Genomic DNA, 20004 nt, shown 5'->3' on the forward strand with positions numbered 1-20004 from the left:
TCACCCTCTCCACCGCAACTAGGCTGGTCGATGTGACCACCGCGCAGCAGCTCGTCCACGCCTACGAGACGGGACTGGGACTCCCGCCGTCGAGCGATGCCGACGTGCCGGATCCCGGTGCGCGGTTGGCGGCCACCCTACCGGTGTGGGCGCTCGCGGCGGGTTCGGTCGCGGCAGTGAGCGCGGCCGCCAACCGGGTCAGAGTCGTACGCGGCCTGCCCGCGCGCCCCGTTCGCCTCGATGCCGACCGGGTGACCGCGGCGTTCAGCAGTGAACGGCTGTTCCGGCGAGGCGGTAGCGCGCCCGCGTTCTTCGCCGAGCTGTCCGGCTTCTTTCCCACCGCCGACGGATGGGTGCGCACCCACGCGAACTACCCACATCACCGGGAGCGCTTGCTGCGCGCGCTCGACCTCCCGGCAGCCGGTGACGCCGCCCAGCTCACCGCCCGGTTTTCCGCGATGAAGGGCGCCGAGATCGAAGATGCCGCCGCGGCCGTGGGCGCCATCGCGGCACGCGTCCGCACCGAGGGCGAATGGGCGGAAAGCCCGATGGGCCGCGCGGCCGCTCTCGGAGCATTGGTCGCCGTCGACGCCCGCGACGCCCGCACATCCACCCCACCGTGGCCAGGTGCGGGCGAGCGCGCCGCTACCGTCGAGCGACCGCTGACCGGCCTTCGCGTGCTCGACCTCACCCGCGTCCTCGCGGGCCCGGTGGCCACCCGAACGCTGGCCTTGCTCGGCGCCGACGTGCTGCGGATCGACCCACCGCACCTGCCCGAAATCGACTGGCAGTTCTCCGACAACTGCCAGGGCAAACGCTCGACCTTGCTCGACCTGCGCACCGACCTGGCGACCTTCGAGATCCTCCTCGACGAGGCCGATGTACTGGTCACCGGTTACCGCCCGGGTGCCCTCGCCGCGGCCGGTGTCCGCGCTGCCGGACGTCCCGGCTTGATCGAGGCCACGGTCTCGGCCTGGGGTACGAGCGGGCCGTGGGGCGAGCGACGGGGCTTCGACAGCATCGTCCAGGCGGTGTCCGGCATTTCGTTGCTCGAGGGAGCGCCCGATCGGCCCGGCGCACTGCCCGCCCAGGCACTCGACCACGGGTCGGGCTACCTGCTGGCCGCCGCCGTCATGGATGCCCTGCTGGCTCGCGCCGACGACGGGTTCGGCCGCAATGTCCGAGTTTCCCTGGCACGCACCGCATCCTGGCTCCTGACCGCGGACGACCGCTGCCCCGGCCACCCCGCGCCGACACCGCCGGACCCGGCGTCGACCGTCACGCACAGCGAACTGGTCACGGCCGCACCGGCATTCGCCGACTACGACGACTACCGCTGGCCCGCACCACCCTACGGATCAGCGCAGCCGTTCTGGGTCGAAGCACCCGATCACTACCACCGCCCGTGACCCGCCGGGTCACTTCCCCGCGAGCGCCCGGATCGCCACAGTGAGCTGATCACCATCGACGGCCACCTCGCCCGGGTCCAGCAGCCACAGCATCCCGAGCCCCTGGGCGATCACGAAATACATCCGCCCGATCGCCGCGGCCTGTGCCGCGTCGAGCTCGGGGTGGGCCGCCCGCACATGGGCACCGAGGTCGGCGAACGCCCCGGACAGCTGGTCGCCCAGCTGCGCTCGTGCGTCGTCGGAGCGCACGATCCGCACGATGTTCTCCAGGCTGGCCAGCATCGCCTCGTGATTGCCCGCGAACACCTCGGGCATCCCGTTCCACAGCAGCGCGAGCCCCTCCAGCGGTGACTTGCCGGTGCCCGCGGCGATCAGCTCGTCCATCGCATCGCCCATCCCGGTGCCGAGCGCCTCGCTCAACGCCTCGGTGACGAGGCGATCCTTCGACCCGAAGTGGTAGCCGATCGCGGCCAGGCTCACCCCCGCCGCGGCGGCGATATCACGCGCGGTCGCCTTCGCGACGCCGCGCTCGAGAATCACTTTGCGCGCCCCCGCCAGTAGGTCTTCTCTGTTTCCCATGCTCAGCAGCCTACCCGACCGTCTAAGACATTTGTTCTAGACATACGTGCCAATCTCTGTTAGACATATGTCTAAGACATTCGTACATCAGACGGGGAACCACCATCATGAGCATCACCAGCACCCTCCACGTTCTCGTCTCCGGCGGCGGCATCGCCGGCAACGCGGTCGCACTCCAGTTGCTGCGCACCGGCATTCGCACCACCGTGGTCGAGCGCGCCGCGGCCCCCCGCCCCGGCGGCCAGGCCGTCGACCTGCGTGGCCCGAGCAAGGAAGCCGCTGAGCGGATGGGCCTGATGGAAGGCATCGCCAAGTACCAGCTCGACGAGCGCGGCATGTCCTACATCGACGGCGACGGCAAGATCTACGCCAGGATGGCGATGGAGGACTTCGACGGGCAGGGCGCCGTCGCCGAAATCGAGATCACCCGGGGCGACCTCAATCAAGTGCTCCTCGACGCGCTGGCCACCGCCGACAACGGTCAGCTGGACTACCGCTACGGCGAGTGGATCGACCAGGTCGTCCAGGACGACACCGGCGTGGACGTCACGTTCGCCTCCGGGGCCACCGAGCGGTTCGACCTGGTGATCGGCGCCGACGGCATCCACTCGGCGACGCGGCGACTGGTCTTCGGGCCCGAGGAGAAGTTCAGCACCAACCTCGGCGGCTACGGCGCCTTCTTCACCATGCCCAAGCCTGCTGATGTGGAGCCCGGCTGGTTCAGCATGCGCCTGGTACCCGGCGCCATGCTCGGCATCCGTCCCGACGCCGACCCGAGCACCGCCAAGGCGATCATCACCATGCGCACCGAGCCGGACCCGGCGCTGCGCCGCGACGTCGACGCCCAGCGCGCGCTGATCAGGAAGACGATCGGCGACGCGGGCTGGCATGCTCCCGCCGTCCTCGCGGCGATGGAAACCACCCCCGACTTCTACTTCGACGAAGTCGCCCGCGTCGACGTTCCCGAATTGTCCGTCGGGCGCGTGACACTGATCGGCGACGCGGGCTACTGCGGCTCACCGCTGACCGGCATGGGCACCGCGATGGCCATCGTGGGCGCCTACATCCTGGCCGCCGAGATCGCGGCCACCCCGGACGATCTGGCCGCCGCGCAGCAGCGCTACCAGGACAAGATCTCGCCGTTCCTCGACAAGGCCAAGGAGATCCCCGGTGGCGGCATGGCGATGATGATCCCGAAGTCCCCGCTGTTGACGCGGCTCGCCAAGACGAACGTGCGGCTGATGATGTCGCGCCCGATGCGTCCGCTCACCAAGAAGATCTTCTTCGGCCACACCGAGGAATTCGCCCTCCCGACCTACTGACCACCCGCAGACTGGCCGCGGACCTCGACAGGTCCGCGGCTACTCTCGATGACGTGCCGCAGAAGATCATCCTCGACGTCGATACCGGAATCGACGACTCCCTGGCCATCCTCTACCTGCTGGCCTGCGACGACGCCGAGATCATCGGCATCGCGGCCACCGCGGGCAACGTGGACGGCGCCCAGGTCGCGGCGAACACCCTGGCGATGCTCGACCTGGGCCGGGCACCCGAGATCGAGGTGGCGCTCGGTGCCCCCGAACCGCTCGCCGTGCCCTTGCGCACCACCGAGGACACCCACGGTCCGCAGGGACTCGGCTACGCCGTGCTGCCTGTGTCCTCGCGTGCGCTGTCGCCTCGATCGGCGGCCCAGCTCTGGGTGGACCTGGTTCGCGCCGCGCCGGGCGAGGTGATCGGCCTGTGTACCGGTCCGCTGACCAATCTCGCACTGGCCCTGCGCATCGAACCCGAGCTGCCGCGCCTGCTGAACCGTCTCGTCATCATGGGCGGCGCGTTCAACCACCCCGGCAATACGACGCCGACCAACGAGTGGAACATCCACGTCGACCCCGAAGCGGCCAAGGAAGTGTTCGACGCCTTCTCGGCGGCGCCACCGGAGCGCAGGCCGCTGGTGTGCGCGCTGGATATCACCGAGTCCATCGAGATGCTGCCCGAACACCTCGCCCTGCTCGCACAGGCGGCACGCAGCGCACCGATCGAGCATGTCGGAGCGGGTGATCCCCCCGAATTCCGTTCGGCGGCCAGTAATCCGATCATCCGCTATCTCACCGACGCGGTGCGGTTCTATTTCGACTTCCACCACCAGTACGACCTGGGATATCTGGCCCACATGCACGACCCGTTCGCGGCGGCGGTCGCGCTCGACCCGACCTCGGTGACCACCCGCCCGGCCACCGTCGACGTGGAACTGGCCGGCACCATCACCCGTGCCACCACGGTCGCCGACTGGGCGGGCATGTGGGGCCGAGAACCCAACGCCGACATCGTGATCGGCACCGACCCCGCCGTCTTCTTCGAACGCCTCGTCACCCGCGTCGGCGCCCTGGCCCGCCGCCTCTACCCGGAGCAGTCATGACCGTAGACACTGTCGCCTACCTCGCCGACTTCCGCGCGCGCTACCAGCTGCCCGCGATCATCGACGTCCACACCCACTTCATGCCCGACCAGGTGATGCGCAAGGTCTGGGCCTACTTCGACACCGCGGGGCCACTGACGGGCCGACCGTGGCCGATCACCTATCGCGACGACGAACAGGTGCGCCTGAAGACCCTGCGCGACTTCGGCATCCGGGCGTTCACCTCCCTGGTGTACCCGCACAAACCGGAGATGGGCGCCTGGCTCAACGACTGGACCGCCGAGTTCGCCGCACGCACCCCCGATTGCCTGCACACCGCCACCTTCTACCCCGAGCCGGACGCGCCACGCTACGTTCGCGAGGCCATCGACCGTGGCGCGCGAGTGTTCAAGGTGCACATCCAGGTCGGCGCGTTCTCGCCCTTGGATCCGCTGCTCGACCCGGTGTGGGCGATCCTCGCCGAAACCGGCACGCCCGTTCTGATCCACTGCGGATCGGGCCCCGCCCCCGGCGAATTCACCGGACCCGTGCCCATCGCCGAACTCCTGCGGCGCTTCCCGACCCTGCGCTTGATCATCGCGCACATGGGGACCCCCGAGTACAGCGAGTTCCTCGACCTGGCCGAGCAGTACCCGCGGCTCTACCTCGACACCACCATGGTGTGGACCGATTTCAGCGAAGGCGATGCGCCCTTCCCACCCGCCGAACGAGAACGCCTGCGCCGCTTCGCCGATCGCATTCTGTTCGGCAGCGACTTCCCCAATATCCCGTATCCCTACGCCGAGTCCGTCGCCGCACTGGAACGCCTGGACCTCGGTCCGGAGTGGCTGCGCAAGGTCTGCCACGACAACGCGGCGCGGTTGTTCGAGCTCGACTGATCAGACGGGGATCCCCATCCCCTCGGCCAGCAACGGCCAGGAGTTCTTGAAGGCCTTCTGCCAGTAACCCCACGAGTGGGTGCCCTGGGTCGACAGGTCGAAGGTCGCCGGAATGTCCAGTTCTTCCAGGCGATTCTGCAGGTTCTTGGTGCACCAGCGGGTCGTGGCCTCGATGACGCCGCCGACGACGATCTGGTTGGCCAACCCGACCGGGCCCCAGGTCACCAGGTGCGAGTCACCGAGCTTGTCGAACTCGCCGGGTAGTCCGTTGCCGTTCGAGACGTAGAGCTTGGTCCCGCGCAGGCCCTCGGCGTTGACGACGGGATCGTTGGCCGCCCAGGCCGGATCGCCGGGCGGTCCGTACATGTTCGACGCGTCGCCGCCGCCGGTTCCGACCACAACATTGACGAACTGCCTGCCCACCGGGTCGCTGATCTGGGCGCAGCCGCTGTAGGCGGCTACGGAGCGGAACAGGCCCGGCTTCGCGATCGCGAGCTGTAACACGGAGGTGGCCGTCATCGAGTTCGCCGCGATCGCGTTGCGCCCCGTCGTGGCGAACATCGTGTCGACGAGCGTGGGCAGTTCGTCGAGGAAGAAGGTCCGCCATTTGTTCACGCCCAGCATCGGATCCGGCTCGCGCCAGTCGGTGTAGTAACTCCACGCGCCACCGATCGGCATGACGACGTTGACGTCCTTGCCCGCCAAGAAGTCGACGACATCGGTGTTCTGTTCCCAGGTGGCAGTGTCTTCGCCGCCGCCAGCGCCGTTCACCAGATACAGCGACGGCCGCGGCACCGACGTGTCGGCGGGGCGCTGAACCTTCACCGAGACCTCGCGTCCCATGGCGGCCGAGTGGATCCGTACGGTCACCTGCCGACCGTCGATCGAGGTCACCTCGGCCCGCGAACCATCGATTGTGACGGTCTGATTCACCACCGCGACAATCGGTTCCGGCTCTTGCGCGTGCGCCCCGCTGACGCCCGTCATCGAGCCCACCACGACGAGCACCGCCGAAACCGCGCTGCGGCACCTCACCGATCCAACCTCCATGCGAAAACCGACCGCTCAGTGCGGCTCGTCACAATATCGGGCTGGATCACACTGTCGTTACCGGTTTCTTACCGATTTGTCACCGAACACAACGCCGATTCGGTGAATCAGCGTGCCGCGACGGTGAATCGGGCCCGTCGATGAGCGGGCCGCTCCGCCTCGTCGAGCAATGCCACCGCGAAGTCCTCCATGGAGATCGCCGAGACGCCGTCCGCGTCGACCAGCAGTTCGTCGGCACCGACCCGGTACCCACCGGTGCGCTCCCCCGGAATCAGATCAGCGGGCGGGCTCAGATAGGTCCAGTCCGCCACCGCGTCCGATCGGCACGCGGCGAGCTGATCGGCGCACGCCTGTGCGATCGCCGCGAGTTCGGCCGGGAACTCCGGGGTTCGGCTCAGCGGCGCCCCGGCGCCGGGAACCGTCAGCGTCGCCGCACCACCGACGACCAGCAGCCGCACACCGGTGCGTGCGGTGCCGTCGAGCATCGCCGCCGCGACGGCAGGCAGTTCGGATTCACGTCCCACCGCGGGCCGGGTCGCCGAAATCACGAGATCGTGTCCGGCGCTGATCTTTTCGACGTCGTCGGCTCGGCTCGCGTCACCGATCCGCACCCGCACACCGTCCGGAACCGGCATCTCCCGCCGCGACACCGCGGTCACCTCGTGCCCACGCGCCACCGCCTCGGCGACGACCCGGCTCCCGACGGCCCCACCAGCTCCGAACACCGCGATCCGCATGACCAATCCTCCTGCACGACAATCCGACTGCCTGACAGAGGGAAATATATCTTAATGTTGACTTAGTTAATGATGACTTATCTCACTCTCGAGATATCAGCGGCCGATGACCTCTGCCGCGTAGACGGCGAGGCGAACACGGTTGTCGGTGCCGGTCTTGCCGAGCAGGTTGGCGATGTGGGCCTTGACGGTGCTGACGCCCAGGTGGAGCTGGTCAGCGATCTCCTGGTTGCCGTACCCCTGGGCCACGAGACGAAGGACGTCGAGCTCCCGTGGCGTCAGATCAGGAGTGCGGACCAGCGCCGACGGCGCCGCGAGCGCCCGATCGACCAGGCGGCGCAGCAGCGCGGGCGAGAACATCAGATCGCCCTCCACCGTGCGCCGGATCGCATCGAGTAGCACGGCGGGCTCGGTGTCCTTGACGAAATAGCCCGCGGCCCCGGCCGACAGCGCGGGAAACAGGTGTTCGTCATCGTCGAAAGTGGTCAGCACCAGCACTTTCGCGCGTGGTGACGCGGCCAGGATCTGCCGGGTCGCCGCGACACCGTCGAGTCCTGGCATCCGCAGGTCCATCACGACCAGGTCGGGCGCGAGCTCGGCGTAGAGCCGCACCGCCGCGACACCGTCGGCCGCCTCCCCGACGACGGCGAGGTCGGTGGTGTCCTCGATGAGCATCCGCAGGCCCGCGCGCACGAGGCGCTGATCGTCGACCAACAAGACCGTGATCACGACAGCCCCATTCCCCTCGTGGTGTCCGGCAGCCGAGCGCGCACTGTCCACGTCGCGTCGCCGTTCGCGACCGTACCGACGGTGAGAGTGCCTCCGGCGAGTTCGGCGCGCTCGCGCATCCCGACGATTCCGTGCCCAGGAGGCGCCGCCGCCCCGTCGCGTCCGCCGTTGACGACTTCGATGGTGACCCCGCCTTCGCACCGGAGAATTGCGAACCGTACCGGCACATCACGAGCCGCGTGTTTCATCACGTTGGTCAGCGATTCCTGGACCAGACGCAACAGCGTGAGCCTGCTGATCGCGTCGAGTCCGCCGAGGTCGGTATCGATTTCGGTCACGACAGTGAACCCGGCAGCACGAGCCCGAGCGAGCGCGGCCTCGACCTCGGTCGTGACCGCGTCGGAGTCGACCAGGGCGACCGTGCCGAGGGCCGGATCGCGCAGGGCGGCGAGCAAGCGGCGAATGTCGGCGAGCGCGTCGGCCGCGGTGTCGCGCACATCGTCGAGCACCGCGACCACCCGCGGATCGGCTTCGCGCACAACATGTCCCGCCACCGAGGTCCGCAGCACGATCGAGGCCATGTGGTGAGCGACCACATCGTGGAGTTCCCGCGCCAGCGCGGCGCGCTCGTCGAGGCGGGTACGCGCTTGCGCCTCCTCGGCGCGCACGCGCAGATTCTGCGCCAGGTCACGCTGCCCCCGCAGGTACAACCCGAGCAGCAACGGAAGTCCCACATATGCCGCGGCCTCGACGAGGGTCGACGCCCGCCCGATCGAGTTGTCGTGGAGGCCGACCCGCCCGAGCGTCACAGCCGCGGCCCAGCCCGCGGTCGACACCGCGACCGTCGACCACCGGTGGGTGCGCGCCACCACATCCACCAGGGCCACCGCGCCGAGGTACGGCGCCAGCCCGGACACTCCCCAGGCATCGGTGCGCAGCATCGGCACAGCCAGCGCCGACAGCGCGAGCGACACCGCGAGCGGCCACCGAGCGCCGGCCAGAAACACCACGGCCGCGGTCATCGCCAGCAGCCAGTAGTGCGGCGGCACGCGGTACTGGCCCGGGTAGGTGCTGGCCAGCAGCAACACCGGGATCAGCGCCAGCGGCAGCCACCGCAGCAGCCCTCGCCAGTCGCGGTGGGCGCGGATGTCGATCACGCCCCCACGGTAAGCGACCGAGTGGTTCGGGCCGCGCGAGTAGGCGGTCGGCGCGCCCGTGCGAGAGCGGGCGCGATCCGCGCGGGGGCTCGATCGGCGAGCCGTTCTGGATCGGCTCCAGTACCAGGCGAACCGCGTGCGCGCAAGGGCCGCGCGGGTGGAATCCGGCGGATCGAGTCGGGCCGTTCGGCGGAGTCCCCGCCGCCGCCCCCGAACGAAGCTGGAGGTTCCCGCACAGAAGGAGCACACGTGGTCTCGCGACGAGGATTTCTCACCGGGCTCGCCCTCGCACCGGTGGCGTACGCGGCCGGGTGTTCGATCCGCCCCTCGGCACCTGATTCAGCACCCGGGTCGACGCGACCGTTGCCGATCCCACCGCTGGCCGCATCCACCGCCGGCGCGGACGGCGTCCGCCGATTCACGCTGCGGGCCCAGCCGGGCACGACCGAGATGATCCGGGGCAAGCAGACCCCGACATGGGGGTACAGCGGTTCGGTCCTCGGACCCACCGTGCGGGCTCGACGCGGCGAGAAGGTGGCCTTCACCATCACCAACGACCTGCCCGAACCCACGTCGGTGCACTGGCACGGCATGCACCTGCCCGCGAAGTTCGATGGTGGCCCCCATCAGATGATCGCGCCGGGTGCCCAGTGGGCGCCGCAGTGGACCGTGCAGCAGCAGGCCGCGACGCTCTGGTACCACCCACATCCGCACGGCGCGACCGAAAAGCATGTCCAGCGCGGCCTTTCCGGCTTCTTCCTGATCGACGACGACGCGTCGGACGCCCTGGATCTGCCGAAAGACTATGGCGTCGACGACATTCCGCTGGTGATCCAGGACCGCCGGTTCACCGCCGACGGCGCCCTCGACGATTCCGACGCCACCGATGTCGGCCTGCTCGGCGACACGATCGTCACCAACGGCATCGCGAACGCCCACCTGCCCGTCACCACCGACCGGGTCCGGTTGCGGATCCTCAACGGCTCGTCGGGCCGGCTCTACCAGCTCGCCTTCGGCGACGGCAGAACGTTCCAGCTCATCGCCACCGACGGCGGTCTGCTCGCCGAACCCGTTGCGCTGAAGCGGATTCAGGTCAGCCCTGGCGAGCGTGTCGAGCTGGTGGTCGCCCTGGATCCGGGCGAGAACGTCACGTTACGGTCGCTGCCGATCACCGAGCGCGCGGGTATCGACCGCGCGGGCGAGTTCGGTTTCGACGACACCTTCGACATCCTGACACTGCGTGCCGGCGCCACTGTGCGCCCCTCCGCCGCACTACCGGCGACGCTGATCCCGATGCCCGCCCTCGCCGCCGCGACCACCCCACCGACCCGTTCGTTCGACCTCCAATGGTTCATGATCAACGATCGCCGCATGGACATGAATCGCATCGACATGACCATTCCCGTCGACACCACCGAAGTCTGGACGGTCCGCAACAAGGACAACTGGCCCCACAACTTCCACGTCCACGACGTCCAATTCCAGATCGTCGCCGTCGACGGAACACCGCCTCCCCCAGCCCTTTCCGGCTGGAAGGACACCGTCTACACGACCCCGGGCGCCACCTACACCCTGGCCATGCACTTCGCCGACCACACCGACCCCACCTATCCGTACATGTACCACTGCCACCTGCTCCACCACGAAGACCAGGGCATGATGGGCCAGTTCCTGGTGCTGGCCCCCGGGCAGCAACCCGCACCTGCGCTGATGGACATGGACATGGGAGCCATGGATCACGGCGGATCGTGACTACAGTCGAGGGATGGGCATCGAGTGTTCTGACATCGTTGCAACACCCCGATCCGACGTTTTCGCCTGGTTCGCCCGTCGCGGTGCGTTCACGCGATTGGCGCCACCGTGGCAGCCGGTCACCCTGATCTCCGAAGCCGATTCGCTGGCCACCGGGCGAGCGGTGCTCGGCCTGCCCGGCGGGCTGCGCTGGATCGCTCAACACGACCCCGAGCAGTATCGGCCGCCCGAGCGGTTCGCCGATGCCGTCGCGGCGGGCGGACCGGCCTCGTTGCCGGTCTCCCGGCTGTTGCCGTGGCAGCATATCCACGAGTTCGCCGAGGTCGGCGCCACGCACACCCGTGTCATCGATCGGGTGCGGACGCCGATTCCGGAGTCGGTGTTGCGGCCGATGTTCGAGTACCGCTACCGCCAGCTCACCGACGATCTGGCGAGCCACCGCCGTGCGGCGCAGGCAGGCCTGCCGACCACGACGATCGCGATGACCGGCGCGTCAGGGCTGGTCGGCTCCGCGCTGAGCGCCTTCCTCAGCACCGGCGGCCACCGCGTGGTGCGGTTGGTCCGCCATCGCGCACAGCATCCCGACGAACGACAGTGGGACCCCGACGCGCCCGCCGCCGACCTGCTCGCCGACATCGATGCCGTGGTGCATCTGGCCGGGGCGTCGATCGCGGGCCGATTCACCGCCGCGCACCGGCGTGTGGTGGCCGACAGCCGCATCGAGCCGACCCGGCGGCTCGCCGAGCTGGCCGCGGCCTCGGGCGTCGAAACCTTCGTCAGCGCCTCCGCCATCGGTTATTACGGCTATGACCGTGGCGAGCAGGCGCTGACCGAGAAGTCCGAGCGCGGTGACGGATTCCTGGCCGATGTGGTCGAACAGTGGGAGGACGCGTGCGAGCCCGCCGCACTGGGCGGAGTCCGGGTCGTGCGGGTGCGTACCGGCATCGTGCAGTCTCCGCGTGGGGGCACCCTGCGGTTGCTGCGGCCGTTGTTCAGCGCCGGTCTCGGCGGTCGGATCGGGGACGGCCGGCAGTGGTTGTCATGGATCGGTATCGACGATCTCGTCGATGTCTACCACCGCGCCCTCTGGGACGACACGCTGGCCGGTCCGGTCAATGCCGTTGCGCCACAGCCGGTTCGCAACAGCGAGTACACCCGCGTGCTGGCGCGAGTGCTGCATCGCCCGGCGCTGCTGCCGGTCCCGAGCTTCGGCCCGGCGGTACTGCTGGGCAAGCAGGGCGCGCGCGAACTCGCCGAGGCCAGTCAGCGGGTGACGCCGACCCAGCTGACGAAGGCCGGGCACCTCTTCCGGAGCGAGGATTTGGAGCAGACGCTGCGGCACCTGCTGGGGCGGACGGCGGGCTGACACGGTCCGGCACCGGTCGTCGCGAGCGGACGATGCGTGTCAGCGAGTTCGCCGACGTGGGAGTCGACTAGTTCCTGTATCGCATCGCCTGCGCATCGTTCGATGGTCGGCAGGTCAGATCGCGCGGTTGTGTCCAGCCGGGAGCGCGGTTGATCGGCGACACCGAGGCGCAAACATGATGTCCTCGAACGCATTCAGCGCAGCGCGTCGACCGCGGCCGTCAGGCTACCGATCCGCTCGACCGTGTCGGGCAACAGCACGGCGTCCCAGCCCGGCCCGCCGACGAGCACCCGGGCGCCGGACCCCGCGCAGGCGAGCACCGCCGAGGTCAACGCGGTCGACTCACGTTGCGACCACAGCAAAACCGAGGCCTCGTTCGAATGCCGGGCGAGCGCATCGGACAACGCGACCGTCGGCACGTCAGCGCCCAGCATGCGCGCACCTACTCCGGCCTGCGCCAAAGCGGCGCGCAGCACATCGAGCGGGAGCGAATGCGTTTCGCCGCTGGTGCACGCGAGCAGCACGGGCGCGCTGCTGCGCGCCGGTCTCACCTGCTGCATGACCGCCGCGATGGACCACGACAGCAGGTGTTCGACGTCGATGCAGCCCTCACCGCCGCCCTGGCGCGCGACGATATCGGTGAACGCGGGGCGGCACAGGGCCTCCCAGGTCTGTACGACGCCATGAGCCCGCACATGGGCGTCCAGATGGGCACAGACGGTGGTGGTGTCCAGCGCGAACGCCGCGTCGAGCAGGCCGGCACGGTCACCGAGGGCAGGCGCGGGTCCACGGGCCGCCGCCGCGGCCCCGGCGGGACTCGCGCCCCCGCCGATCAGCTCGAGCATGTGCTCGAGCACAGCGATATCGGTGTCGGTGTAGAGCCGATGGCGGCCGGGCCGATCCTGGGCGGGACCGATGCCGTACCGGCGATTCCAGCTCCGCAGGGTCGCGGTCGGGATGCCGAGACGGTCGGCCACCGCGCGAACCGTGAAACCGGCCGCGGCGGAGACAGGAGCAGAACCGGCGGGCATCGCCTCATTCTGCCCGGAACGCCTCGGCGGGCGTGTCACGGCCCGGCCTCCGCGCGTCGGCGCCGGGTCTCGCCCGTCGAGCCGACAACCCGCTGAACCGTCCACATCATGCATCAATAGTGCATCAATTACTGTTAGCATGGAAGAACACCGACTACGCGAGGAGTTTCCTGTGCGCACCCGATTCGGCCCGTGGACCACCGCCTTGCTGATCGCCGCCGGCCTCACCGTGGCAGGCTCCGGCTCCGCGGCCGCCGAGCCACCCGCACCGGTGCCGAGCCTGGACCTCGACCGCTATCTCGGCGATTGGCATCAGCTCGCGGCAGTACCGCAGGTGTTCAACCTCAATTGCGCACGCGACACCTCCGCGAACTACAGCCTCGACGCGCGCGGCGACATCGCCGTCCACAATCGCTGCCACACCTGGAGTGGCGGCGTCGACGAGATCCGCGGTACCGCGACCGTGAACGACCCGGTCACGAACGCGCAACTGCACGTGAGCTTTCCGGGTGTCATCGGCCAGGACGGGCGCGAGGGACCGACCAACTACCTGGTGACCGCACTCGGCCCGGACTACTCGTGGGCCCTGGTCACCTCGCCGAGCAGACTGTCGGGTTTCGTCCTCTCCCGCACCCCGGCCCTGGACGAGAGCACCTGGCAGCGGATCGACGAGGCGATCAGAATCGCGGGCCAGGACCCGTGCGTCTACCTCACCTCACCCACGACCGGCGGCCGCGAGGGTGTGCTGCCCCTCTGCGCACGATGAGCGTCGCGATCGCTCTGTTCACCCGCGACCTGCGCGTTCACGACAATCCGGTACTCACCGCGGCCGTTCGCGAAGCCGACCGGGTGGTACCGCTGTTCGTCGTCGACGAGGTACTGGTGCCCGATCGCTGCCCGCCCAACCGCGCGCACTTCCTCGCCGCCGCACTCGCCGAACTCGACAAGGAGCTGCGCTCGCTCGGCGGACCGCTCGTCGTGCGCCGCGGCATGGTGGCCGATGTCCTCGACCACGTGATCGAGGAGACCGGCGCCACGAGCGTGCACCTGGCCGAGGATGTCAGCCGCTACAGCAGGCAGCGCGAGCAGGCACTGCGCCGCAACCCCGGCATCGTCGTGCACTGCCATTCCGGTTCCGTCACAGCCACCTCCGCCGAACTCGTCCCGTCGACCGGACGCGATCACTTCGCCGTCTTCACCCCCTATTTCCGGCGCTGGAGCGCGGCCCACCGCCGCACCCCGCTGCCCGCGCCCCGCTCGCTGTCGGTGCCGCCGATCCACAGCGAACCGCTGCCGGAGCCGACGGATCTCGGTTCCGGGCAACCGTCGCCGCAATTGCGGGTCGGCGGGGAATCCACCGGACGTGCGCTGCTGCACGACTGGCTCGACGGCCCGATCACCGGCTATGCCCGCGACAACGACGATCTCGCCGCCGACGCCACCTCCCGGCTCTCGCCGTACCTCCACTTCGGGTGCGTGTCCCCCACCGAGGTGGTGCGCCGGGTCGATACGGCGACCGACGGCGGACTCGCCTTCGTCCGGCAGCTGGCCTGGCGCGATTTCCACCATCAGGTGCTCGCCGCCCGTCCCGATGCCGCCTGGTCGGACTACCGCACGCGGGTGGCCGCGGGCCCCGACGACGAACAGGCCGTCGCGGCCTGGCGAGACGGGCGCACCGGCTACCCGATCGTCGACGCGGGTATGCGGCAGCTCCGTGCCGAAGGCTGGATGCCGGGGCGAGCACGGCTGATCGCGGCGAGCTTTCTCGCCAAATCACTGCGCCAGGACTGGCGGGTCGGCGCGGCCCACTTCCTGCGCTGGCTCGTCGACGCCGACCTCGCCAACAATCAGCTCAACTGGCAGTGGGTCGCGGGCACGGGCACCGACACCCGGCCCAACCGGGTCCTCAATCCGCTGCGCCAGGCCGAGCGCTACGACCCCGACGGCGTCTATGTGCGGCGGTGGCTGCCCGAGTTGGCGCACCTACCCGGTGCGAGCATTCACCGACCGTGGCGCGCGGCCATCGACCCGGCGGACTATCCCGCGCCGATCATCGACTGCGTGGGCAGCTAGACCGATGAATTCCGGCTGCGGAGATCGTCTTTTCCACAGACGCAACCGCAGAGGAGTCGCCATGCCGCTTCATGGTCAGGGATCGCCCGAGCACACGGTCGCCATCGGTGACGTCGACCTGTGTGTGAGCACCTTCGGGGACCGGCGCCATCCACCGGTGCTGCTGCCGAACACGTCGAGACTGTTCTGGGAGGACCGGTTCTGCGACCGGCTCGCCGACGCGGGCCGGTTCGTGCTGCGCTACGACATTCGCGATACCGGCCGGTCGACCGCCTCCGCGCCGGGCGCTCCCGGCTACAGCCTCCGGCATTTGGTGGCGGATCTCGTCGGGCTGATGGATGTCTTCGAACTTCCGCGAGCCCACCTGGTGGGTTTCTCGGTGGCCGGATGGATCTGTCAGCTCGCTGCCCTCGACCACCCCGATCGGGTATCCGCCCTGACGCTGATCAACACCCGTCCGACCGCCCCCGGCCCGGCGGACCCGGATCTGCCCGAGCACTCGGACCGGATCATGGCGTTCTTCACCGAGAGACCCCACCCGGACTGGTCCGACCGGGCGGCGGTGATCGACTACGGCGTGGAACAGGCCCGGGTACGCGCGGGCACGCACGGATTCGACGAACTGCGGGCCCGCCGCCACGCGACCCACATGGTCGACCGCACCACCGACATGGCCTCCAGTGTGCTCAACCTGGCCTATGTCGAGGCCGGCGACCGGTGGCGGGAACGTCTGGGCGAGATCGCCGTGCCGACCCTGGTCGCGCACGGCACCGATGACCCGTTCTTTCCGTACGGCAACGGAGAGGCCATGGCTCGCGAGATCCCCGGCGCCGATCTGCTCCCGCTGGCCGGCATCGGCCACGAACTTCCCGACGTCACGTGGGATCGACTGCTCGCCGCCATGCTGGTGCTCCACCCGGAATCGGTGGCCGAGGACGCCGTCGGACGAGGGTCGTCCGGTTCGACGCCCGGGCGCTAGCAGCGTGTCGGGAATATCGACGGCCACGGTCGGCAATCCGAACCGCCGAGCCAGCCGAACTCCGTTGCATCCAACATCTACGCGGCACCTCGCCGCATCGACGGAAGTGACGGAACCACCATGCGATCCTTGCCAAAAGCCCTCGTTGCGGCGATACTCCTCGGCTCGGCACTCGGCCTCTCTGCCTGTTCCGACGACGATTCGAGCACCACGTCCGCGAGCTCCTCCGCGCCGATGACGTCGGCACCGATGACCACCGGCGCGTCCGCGGCCGCCGACCTCGTCGGGCCCGGTTGCGCGGCATATGCCGCCCAGGTTCCCAGTGGTCCCGGCTCGGTCAGCGGGATGGCCCAAGAGCCGGTCGCCGTCGCCGCGTCCAACAACCCGATGCTCACCACGTTGACCTCGGCGGTCTCGGGCAAACTCAATCCCGACGTCAATCTCGTCGACACCCTCAACGGTGGCCAGTTCACCGTCTTCGCGCCCGTCGACTCGGCGTTCGCGAAGATCGATCCGGCTACGATCGACTCGTTGAAGACCGACTCGGCTACGCTCACCTCGATCCTCACCTATCACGTGGTGCCGGGCCAGATCTCGCCGCAGAGCATCGCGGGCACGCACAAAACTGTCCAGGGCGCCGACGTGACGGTCAGCGGCTCGGGTGACACATTGAAGGTCGGCGACGCGAACGTGATCTGCGGTGGCGTGCGCACCGCGAACGCCACCGTGTACATGATCGACAGCGTGCTCATGCCGCCCGCGGCGTGATGACGGCGACGGCGCTTTTCCCGGCGTCGCCGCGGAAATTTCCCGGCGGCGCCCATCCGAACCCGAAGGCAGGCCGAAATCCCTCTCATGCTGATGCAAGCAGGGACCCTCCGATGACGGCCCGGCGCGGCTCCGCACCGATCAACCTGCGATCGGTCACCGAGCCCGCTCCGGCCTGCCCGACGGGCGACCGCCGCGACCATGCCGTCCAAGAGCAACTGGTCGACCTGCTCGACGATGTCGCGGCAGGCGATCGGGCGGCGTTCGCCGAGTTCTACCGCGCCACGAGCCCGCGGGTGTTCGGGCTCGCGCTCCGCGTGGTGCGCAACCACGGCGCCGCCGAGGACATCGCTCAGGAGGTGTTCCTCCAGGTCTGGTCGCTGGCCGGACAGTACGACGCGACCAAGGCCAGCCCGATCGGCTGGCTGATGATGCTGACCCACCGGCGCGCGGTCGACCGGGTACGGGCCGAGCAGTCGGCCACCCGCCGCGACATCGTGTTCGGCCACGCCCACCTCGGCCGAGACCACGACGTCGTGGCCGAGGAGGTCACCCAGCGTCTCGACGAGCAGTCGGTGCTGGACTGTCTGCAGACCATGACCGAACTCCAACGCCAAGCGGTGGCGCTGGCGTACTACGGCGGGCGCACCTACCTCGAGGTTTCCGAGACCTTGGCGGTGCCGTTGCCGACGGTGAAGAGCCGCATCAAAGACGGCCTGAAAAGGCTGGAGAACTGTTTGACCGGAGGGAATACCCGATGAGCGAGACCGATCGGCGGACCCCTTGGTCGTGGCTGGACGAGGCCTACCCCTATGCCATCGACGCGCTGGATCCACCACAGCGACAGGCGCTCGAGGAGTGGCTCGACGCCGCAGGCCCCGACCGGGTGGCCGAGTTCCAGGCCGCCGTTCGCCGCATCCAGGAGACGATGGCGGACCTGACCGTGTTCGACTCGGTCCCGCCACCGGCACGCCTCGAAACCGCGCTGATGCGAGCACTGGACCGGTACGACACACAGCCGTCTCCGCTCGCGCGGCGCGGCGCGACCGGCAGGCGCTGGCACCTTCGATGGTTGACCGTGGCCGCGGCGGCGATCGTGGCGGTCGGTGCCGGTGCCGGTATCGGGGTGGTGATCGAACGCGCGAACGACGGGACGGGTGCGGTCACCGCGCAGCAGGTGCTCGACCAGCCCGACAGCCGGGAGTCCTCGGTCGCGGTCACCGGTGGCGGCGCGATGACGGTGTACGAGTCGAAGTCGCTGGGCGCGGCCGCGGTGTCGTTCCAGGACATGCCCGCGCTGCCTGCCGACCGCGCGTATCAGCTGTGGCTGATCCGCGCGGGCACACCGACATCGGTGGCGGTGATGGACGGTCCGGCCTCGGTCGTGACCACGGTCGACGTCGCCGACACGCTCGCGGTGACGGTCGAACCCGCCGGTGGTTCACCCGGGCCGACCACCTCCCCGATCGTCAGCATGACAGTCGGCTGACCCGCTGCGGCGGGCCGTGCCGACACTCGAAACCCCAGGAGTGACAGCATGGTCCGCCGTTTCAGGTTCACCCGTCGCCATCCGGGCCGGTTCGCGGCGGCAGTCGCGGCCGCGGCCGCCGCCGCGCTGGTCCTCGGGGTCGGACACCTCGTCGCCGTGTTCATCGACCCGGTGTCCTCCCCCTTCTTCGTCCTCGGTGCCACCGTGGTCGATCACACGCCGAAGTGGTTGAAGGACAGCGCGATCCGCTGGTTCGGCACCAACGACAAACTGGCACTGGCCGTCACTATGGCCGCGGTCATGGCCGTGGCGGCCGCGATGATCGGCTTGGTGGCCCGCCGCAGCCCGGCGTGGGCGGCCGGTCTGCTCGGCGCTCTCGGTATCGCCGTGAGCGGCTTGGCGCTGCTCCGCCCCACCGCCACACCGCTGTTCGCCGTTCCGGCGGTGGTCGGTGCACTGACGGGGATGGCGGCGCTGTGCGCGCTGTTCCTCGTGCCCGCCGAGGCCGACCGGGGGGCCGGGCCGACGCGGCGCGGGTTCCTGCTCGCTCTGACGGCAGTGACGGCCGGCGCAGTGGCGGCCGGGGCGGCGGGCCGAGTCATCGGTAGCCGTCTGCGCGATATCGCCGCCGACCGGGCGGCTTTCGTACTCCCCCGGGTCGCGGCGCCGGTGCCACCGGTCACCCCCGAGATGGACCGAGTCGTGCCCGGGCTCACCCGATTCATCACTCCCGCACCGGATTTCTATCGCGTCGACACCGCGCTGCAGCTTCCGTCGCTGACTCGCGCGCAGTGGCGATTGCGCATCCACGGGATGGTGGAGCGCGAGATCCGGCTCGACTTCGACGAATTGAGCGCCCGGCGCGCGGTCGAGTCACTCATCACGCTCACCTGTGTCTCGAACGAAGTCGGCGGAGACCTCGCCGGAACCGCGCTGTGGACCGGTTACCGCCTGGCCGATCTCCTGGCCGAGGCGGGACCCTCCCCCGATGCCGACATGATCCTGTCGCGCAGCGTCGACGGATTCACCGCGAGCACGCCATCGGCCGCTGTGCTGGGCAACCCCGACGCCCTGCTCGCCGTCGCGATGAACGGCGAGCCACTGCCTGTCGCTCACGGCTACCCGGCCCGGATGATCGTGCCCGGTCTCTACGGCTACGTTTCGGCCACCAAGTGGGTTGTCGATCTGGAACTCACGAGATTCGACCGCGCACAGGCGTACTGGACGCAACGCGGCTGGGCGACTCGGGCACCGATCAAAACCGCATCCCGGATCGACGTCCCGGCGGCATTCGCGCACCTGGACGCCGGACCGGTGATCGTGGCAGGCGTGGCGTGGGCCCAGGGGCGCGGAATCGATGCCGTGGAAGTCCAGGTCGACGACGGACCGTGGCAACCGACCACACTCGCCGCCGCCTACTCCCTCGATACCTGGCGCCAGTGGACCTGGACGTGGGATGCCTCGCCCGGCACGCATTCGCTTCGGGTGCGCGCGGTCGACGCCACTGGATCGGTGCAGACCGACGCCAGGGCGACCCCGTTCCCCGACGGCGCGACGGGCAGGCACTCGCGCGTGGTCATGGTGCGGTGAG

At 69.4% G+C, this 20004-nt stretch carries 19 protein-coding genes; 13 read left to right on the top strand and 6 right to left on the bottom strand.

Translation table 11 applies throughout. The features are described 5' to 3' along the window. Positions 1-32: 32 nt before the first annotated feature. Positions 33-1409: a CoA transferase gene (locus ACWDXS_RS06815; protein WP_449962897.1), complete on the top strand. Its 1377-nt coding sequence runs from the start codon at positions 33-35 to the stop codon at positions 1407-1409. A 9-nt stretch (positions 1410-1418) separates the two neighbouring features. Here the strand turns inward: ACWDXS_RS06815 and ACWDXS_RS06820 are convergent, their stop codons facing one another. Beyond that, the gene (locus ACWDXS_RS06820; RefSeq protein WP_449962900.1) at positions 1419-1988 is read right to left on the bottom strand and encodes a TetR family transcriptional regulator; all 570 of its coding nucleotides are present in this window, start codon (positions 1986-1988) and stop codon (positions 1419-1421) included. 107 nt (positions 1989-2095) lie between these two features. Between ACWDXS_RS06820 and ACWDXS_RS06825 the strand changes: the two genes are divergently transcribed. From ACWDXS_RS06825 to ACWDXS_RS06835, 3 genes are read left to right on the top strand one after another with little or no spacing between them, the layout of a single operon-like run. Next, positions 2096-3310 carry an FAD-dependent monooxygenase gene (locus ACWDXS_RS06825; RefSeq protein WP_449962903.1) on the top strand — a complete coding sequence of 405 codons (1215 nt, stop codon included), beginning with the start codon at positions 2096-2098 and terminating at the stop codon, positions 3308-3310. A gap of 53 nt (positions 3311-3363) precedes the next feature. Continuing rightward, positions 3364-4404, top strand: a complete 1041-nt coding sequence (locus ACWDXS_RS06830; RefSeq protein WP_378992008.1) for a nucleoside hydrolase — start codon at positions 3364-3366, stop codon at positions 4402-4404. Continuing rightward, complete coding sequence (locus ACWDXS_RS06835; RefSeq protein WP_387444311.1) at positions 4401-5282, top strand: amidohydrolase family protein; 882 nt, start codon at positions 4401-4403, stop codon at positions 5280-5282. Before ACWDXS_RS06830 ends, ACWDXS_RS06835 begins: the two co-directional genes overlap by 4 nt. Here the strand turns inward: ACWDXS_RS06835 and ACWDXS_RS06840 are convergent, their stop codons facing one another. From ACWDXS_RS06840 to ACWDXS_RS06855, 4 genes are all read right to left on the bottom strand, one after another. Then, positions 5283-6332 (bottom strand): alpha/beta hydrolase, encoded by a 1050-nt coding sequence (locus ACWDXS_RS06840; protein ID WP_387444308.1) that lies wholly within the window; start codon positions 6330-6332, stop codon positions 5283-5285. It abuts the gene before it with no gap. A 107-nt stretch (positions 6333-6439) separates the two neighbouring features. Further along, a complete protein-coding gene (locus tag ACWDXS_RS06845) occupies positions 6440-7069 on the bottom strand; it encodes an NAD(P)-dependent oxidoreductase (RefSeq protein ID WP_449962908.1) in 630 nt (209 codons plus the stop codon). Between the two features lie 96 nt (positions 7070-7165). Next, complete coding sequence (locus ACWDXS_RS06850; RefSeq protein WP_449962911.1) at positions 7166-7798, bottom strand: response regulator; 633 nt, start codon at positions 7796-7798, stop codon at positions 7166-7168. Beyond that, positions 7795-8955: a sensor histidine kinase gene (locus ACWDXS_RS06855; protein WP_379312660.1), complete on the bottom strand. Its 1161-nt coding sequence runs from the start codon at positions 8953-8955 to the stop codon at positions 7795-7797. Before ACWDXS_RS06855 ends, ACWDXS_RS06850 begins: the two co-directional genes overlap by 4 nt. Before the next feature lie 249 nt (positions 8956-9204). Here ACWDXS_RS06855 and ACWDXS_RS06860 point away from each other — a divergent pair, with 249 nt between their 5' ends. Together ACWDXS_RS06860 and ACWDXS_RS06865 are read left to right on the top strand one after the other, a co-directional pair. Next, entirely contained in the window at positions 9205-10707 is a 1503-nt protein-coding gene (locus tag ACWDXS_RS06860; protein WP_449962914.1) for a multicopper oxidase family protein, read from the top strand. Between the two features lie 13 nt (positions 10708-10720). Then, positions 10721-12073 carry a TIGR01777 family oxidoreductase gene (locus tag ACWDXS_RS06865; RefSeq protein ID WP_387444298.1) on the top strand — a complete coding sequence of 451 codons (1353 nt, stop codon included), beginning with the start codon at positions 10721-10723 and terminating at the stop codon, positions 12071-12073. A 194-nt stretch (positions 12074-12267) separates the two neighbouring features. Here ACWDXS_RS06865 and ACWDXS_RS06870 read toward each other — a convergent pair whose 3' ends face one another. Continuing rightward, positions 12268-13104 carry a MerR family transcriptional regulator gene (locus tag ACWDXS_RS06870; RefSeq protein WP_378991997.1) on the bottom strand — a complete coding sequence of 279 codons (837 nt, stop codon included), beginning with the start codon at positions 13102-13104 and terminating at the stop codon, positions 12268-12270. A 172-nt stretch (positions 13105-13276) separates the two neighbouring features. Between ACWDXS_RS06870 and ACWDXS_RS06875 the strand changes: the two genes are divergently transcribed. From ACWDXS_RS06875 to ACWDXS_RS06905, 7 genes are all read left to right on the top strand, one after another. Next, positions 13277-13870 carry a lipocalin family protein gene (locus tag ACWDXS_RS06875; protein WP_387444293.1) on the top strand — a complete coding sequence of 198 codons (594 nt, stop codon included), beginning with the start codon at positions 13277-13279 and terminating at the stop codon, positions 13868-13870. Next, complete coding sequence (locus ACWDXS_RS06880) at positions 13867-15177, top strand: cryptochrome/photolyase family protein (protein WP_449962919.1); 1311 nt, start codon at positions 13867-13869, stop codon at positions 15175-15177. The genes ACWDXS_RS06875 and ACWDXS_RS06880 overlap by 4 nt, the downstream gene beginning before the upstream one ends. Before the next feature lie 61 nt (positions 15178-15238). Next, complete coding sequence (locus tag ACWDXS_RS06885; RefSeq protein WP_449962922.1) at positions 15239-16156, top strand: alpha/beta fold hydrolase; 918 nt, start codon at positions 15239-15241, stop codon at positions 16154-16156. Positions 16157-16276: 120 nt separating this feature from the next. Further along, complete coding sequence (locus tag ACWDXS_RS06890; RefSeq protein WP_449962925.1) at positions 16277-16924, top strand: fasciclin domain-containing protein; 648 nt, start codon at positions 16277-16279, stop codon at positions 16922-16924. Positions 16925-17037: 113 nt separating this feature from the next. After that, positions 17038-17685, top strand: coding sequence for an ECF RNA polymerase sigma factor SigK (sigK, locus tag ACWDXS_RS06895; RefSeq protein ID WP_378991991.1), 648 nt, complete (start codon positions 17038-17040; stop codon positions 17683-17685). Next, positions 17682-18413, top strand: a complete 732-nt coding sequence (locus ACWDXS_RS06900; RefSeq protein WP_378991990.1) for an anti-sigma factor — start codon at positions 17682-17684, stop codon at positions 18411-18413. Before sigK ends, ACWDXS_RS06900 begins: the two co-directional genes overlap by 4 nt. 48 nt (positions 18414-18461) lie before the next feature. After that, positions 18462-20003: a molybdopterin-dependent oxidoreductase gene (locus ACWDXS_RS06905; protein WP_449962930.1), complete on the top strand. Its 1542-nt coding sequence runs from the start codon at positions 18462-18464 to the stop codon at positions 20001-20003. Position 20004: the final 1 nt, after the last annotated feature.

It is taken from the genome of Nocardia sp. NPDC003183, from assembly GCF_053590715.1.

Coding starts and splice junctions, on each gene's coding strand:
- ACWDXS_RS06865 (WP_387444298.1), top strand. CDS start 10,721: ATGGGCATCGAGTGTTCTGACATCGTTGCAACACCCCGATCCGACGTT.
- ACWDXS_RS06835 (WP_387444311.1), top strand. CDS start 4,401: ATGACCGTAGACACTGTCGCCTACCTCGCCGACTTCCGCGCGCGCTAC.
- ACWDXS_RS06890 (WP_449962925.1), top strand. CDS start 16,277: ATGCGATCCTTGCCAAAAGCCCTCGTTGCGGCGATACTCCTCGGCTCG.
- ACWDXS_RS06840 (WP_387444308.1), bottom strand. CDS start 6,332: ATGGAGGTTGGATCGGTGAGGTGCCGCAGCGCGGTTTCGGCGGTGCTC.
- ACWDXS_RS06870 (WP_378991997.1), bottom strand. CDS start 13,104: ATGCCCGCCGGTTCTGCTCCTGTCTCCGCCGCGGCCGGTTTCACGGTT.
- sigK (WP_378991991.1), top strand. CDS start 17,038: ATGACGGCCCGGCGCGGCTCCGCACCGATCAACCTGCGATCGGTCACC.
- ACWDXS_RS06900 (WP_378991990.1), top strand. CDS start 17,682: ATGAGCGAGACCGATCGGCGGACCCCTTGGTCGTGGCTGGACGAGGCC.
- ACWDXS_RS06880 (WP_449962919.1), top strand. CDS start 13,867: ATGAGCGTCGCGATCGCTCTGTTCACCCGCGACCTGCGCGTTCACGAC.
- ACWDXS_RS06905 (WP_449962930.1), top strand. CDS start 18,462: ATGGTCCGCCGTTTCAGGTTCACCCGTCGCCATCCGGGCCGGTTCGCG.
- ACWDXS_RS06820 (WP_449962900.1), bottom strand. CDS start 1,988: ATGGGAAACAGAGAAGACCTACTGGCGGGGGCGCGCAAAGTGATTCTC.
- ACWDXS_RS06845 (WP_449962908.1), bottom strand. CDS start 7,069: ATGCGGATCGCGGTGTTCGGAGCTGGTGGGGCCGTCGGGAGCCGGGTC.
- ACWDXS_RS06825 (WP_449962903.1), top strand. CDS start 2,096: ATGAGCATCACCAGCACCCTCCACGTTCTCGTCTCCGGCGGCGGCATC.
- ACWDXS_RS06885 (WP_449962922.1), top strand. CDS start 15,239: ATGCCGCTTCATGGTCAGGGATCGCCCGAGCACACGGTCGCCATCGGT.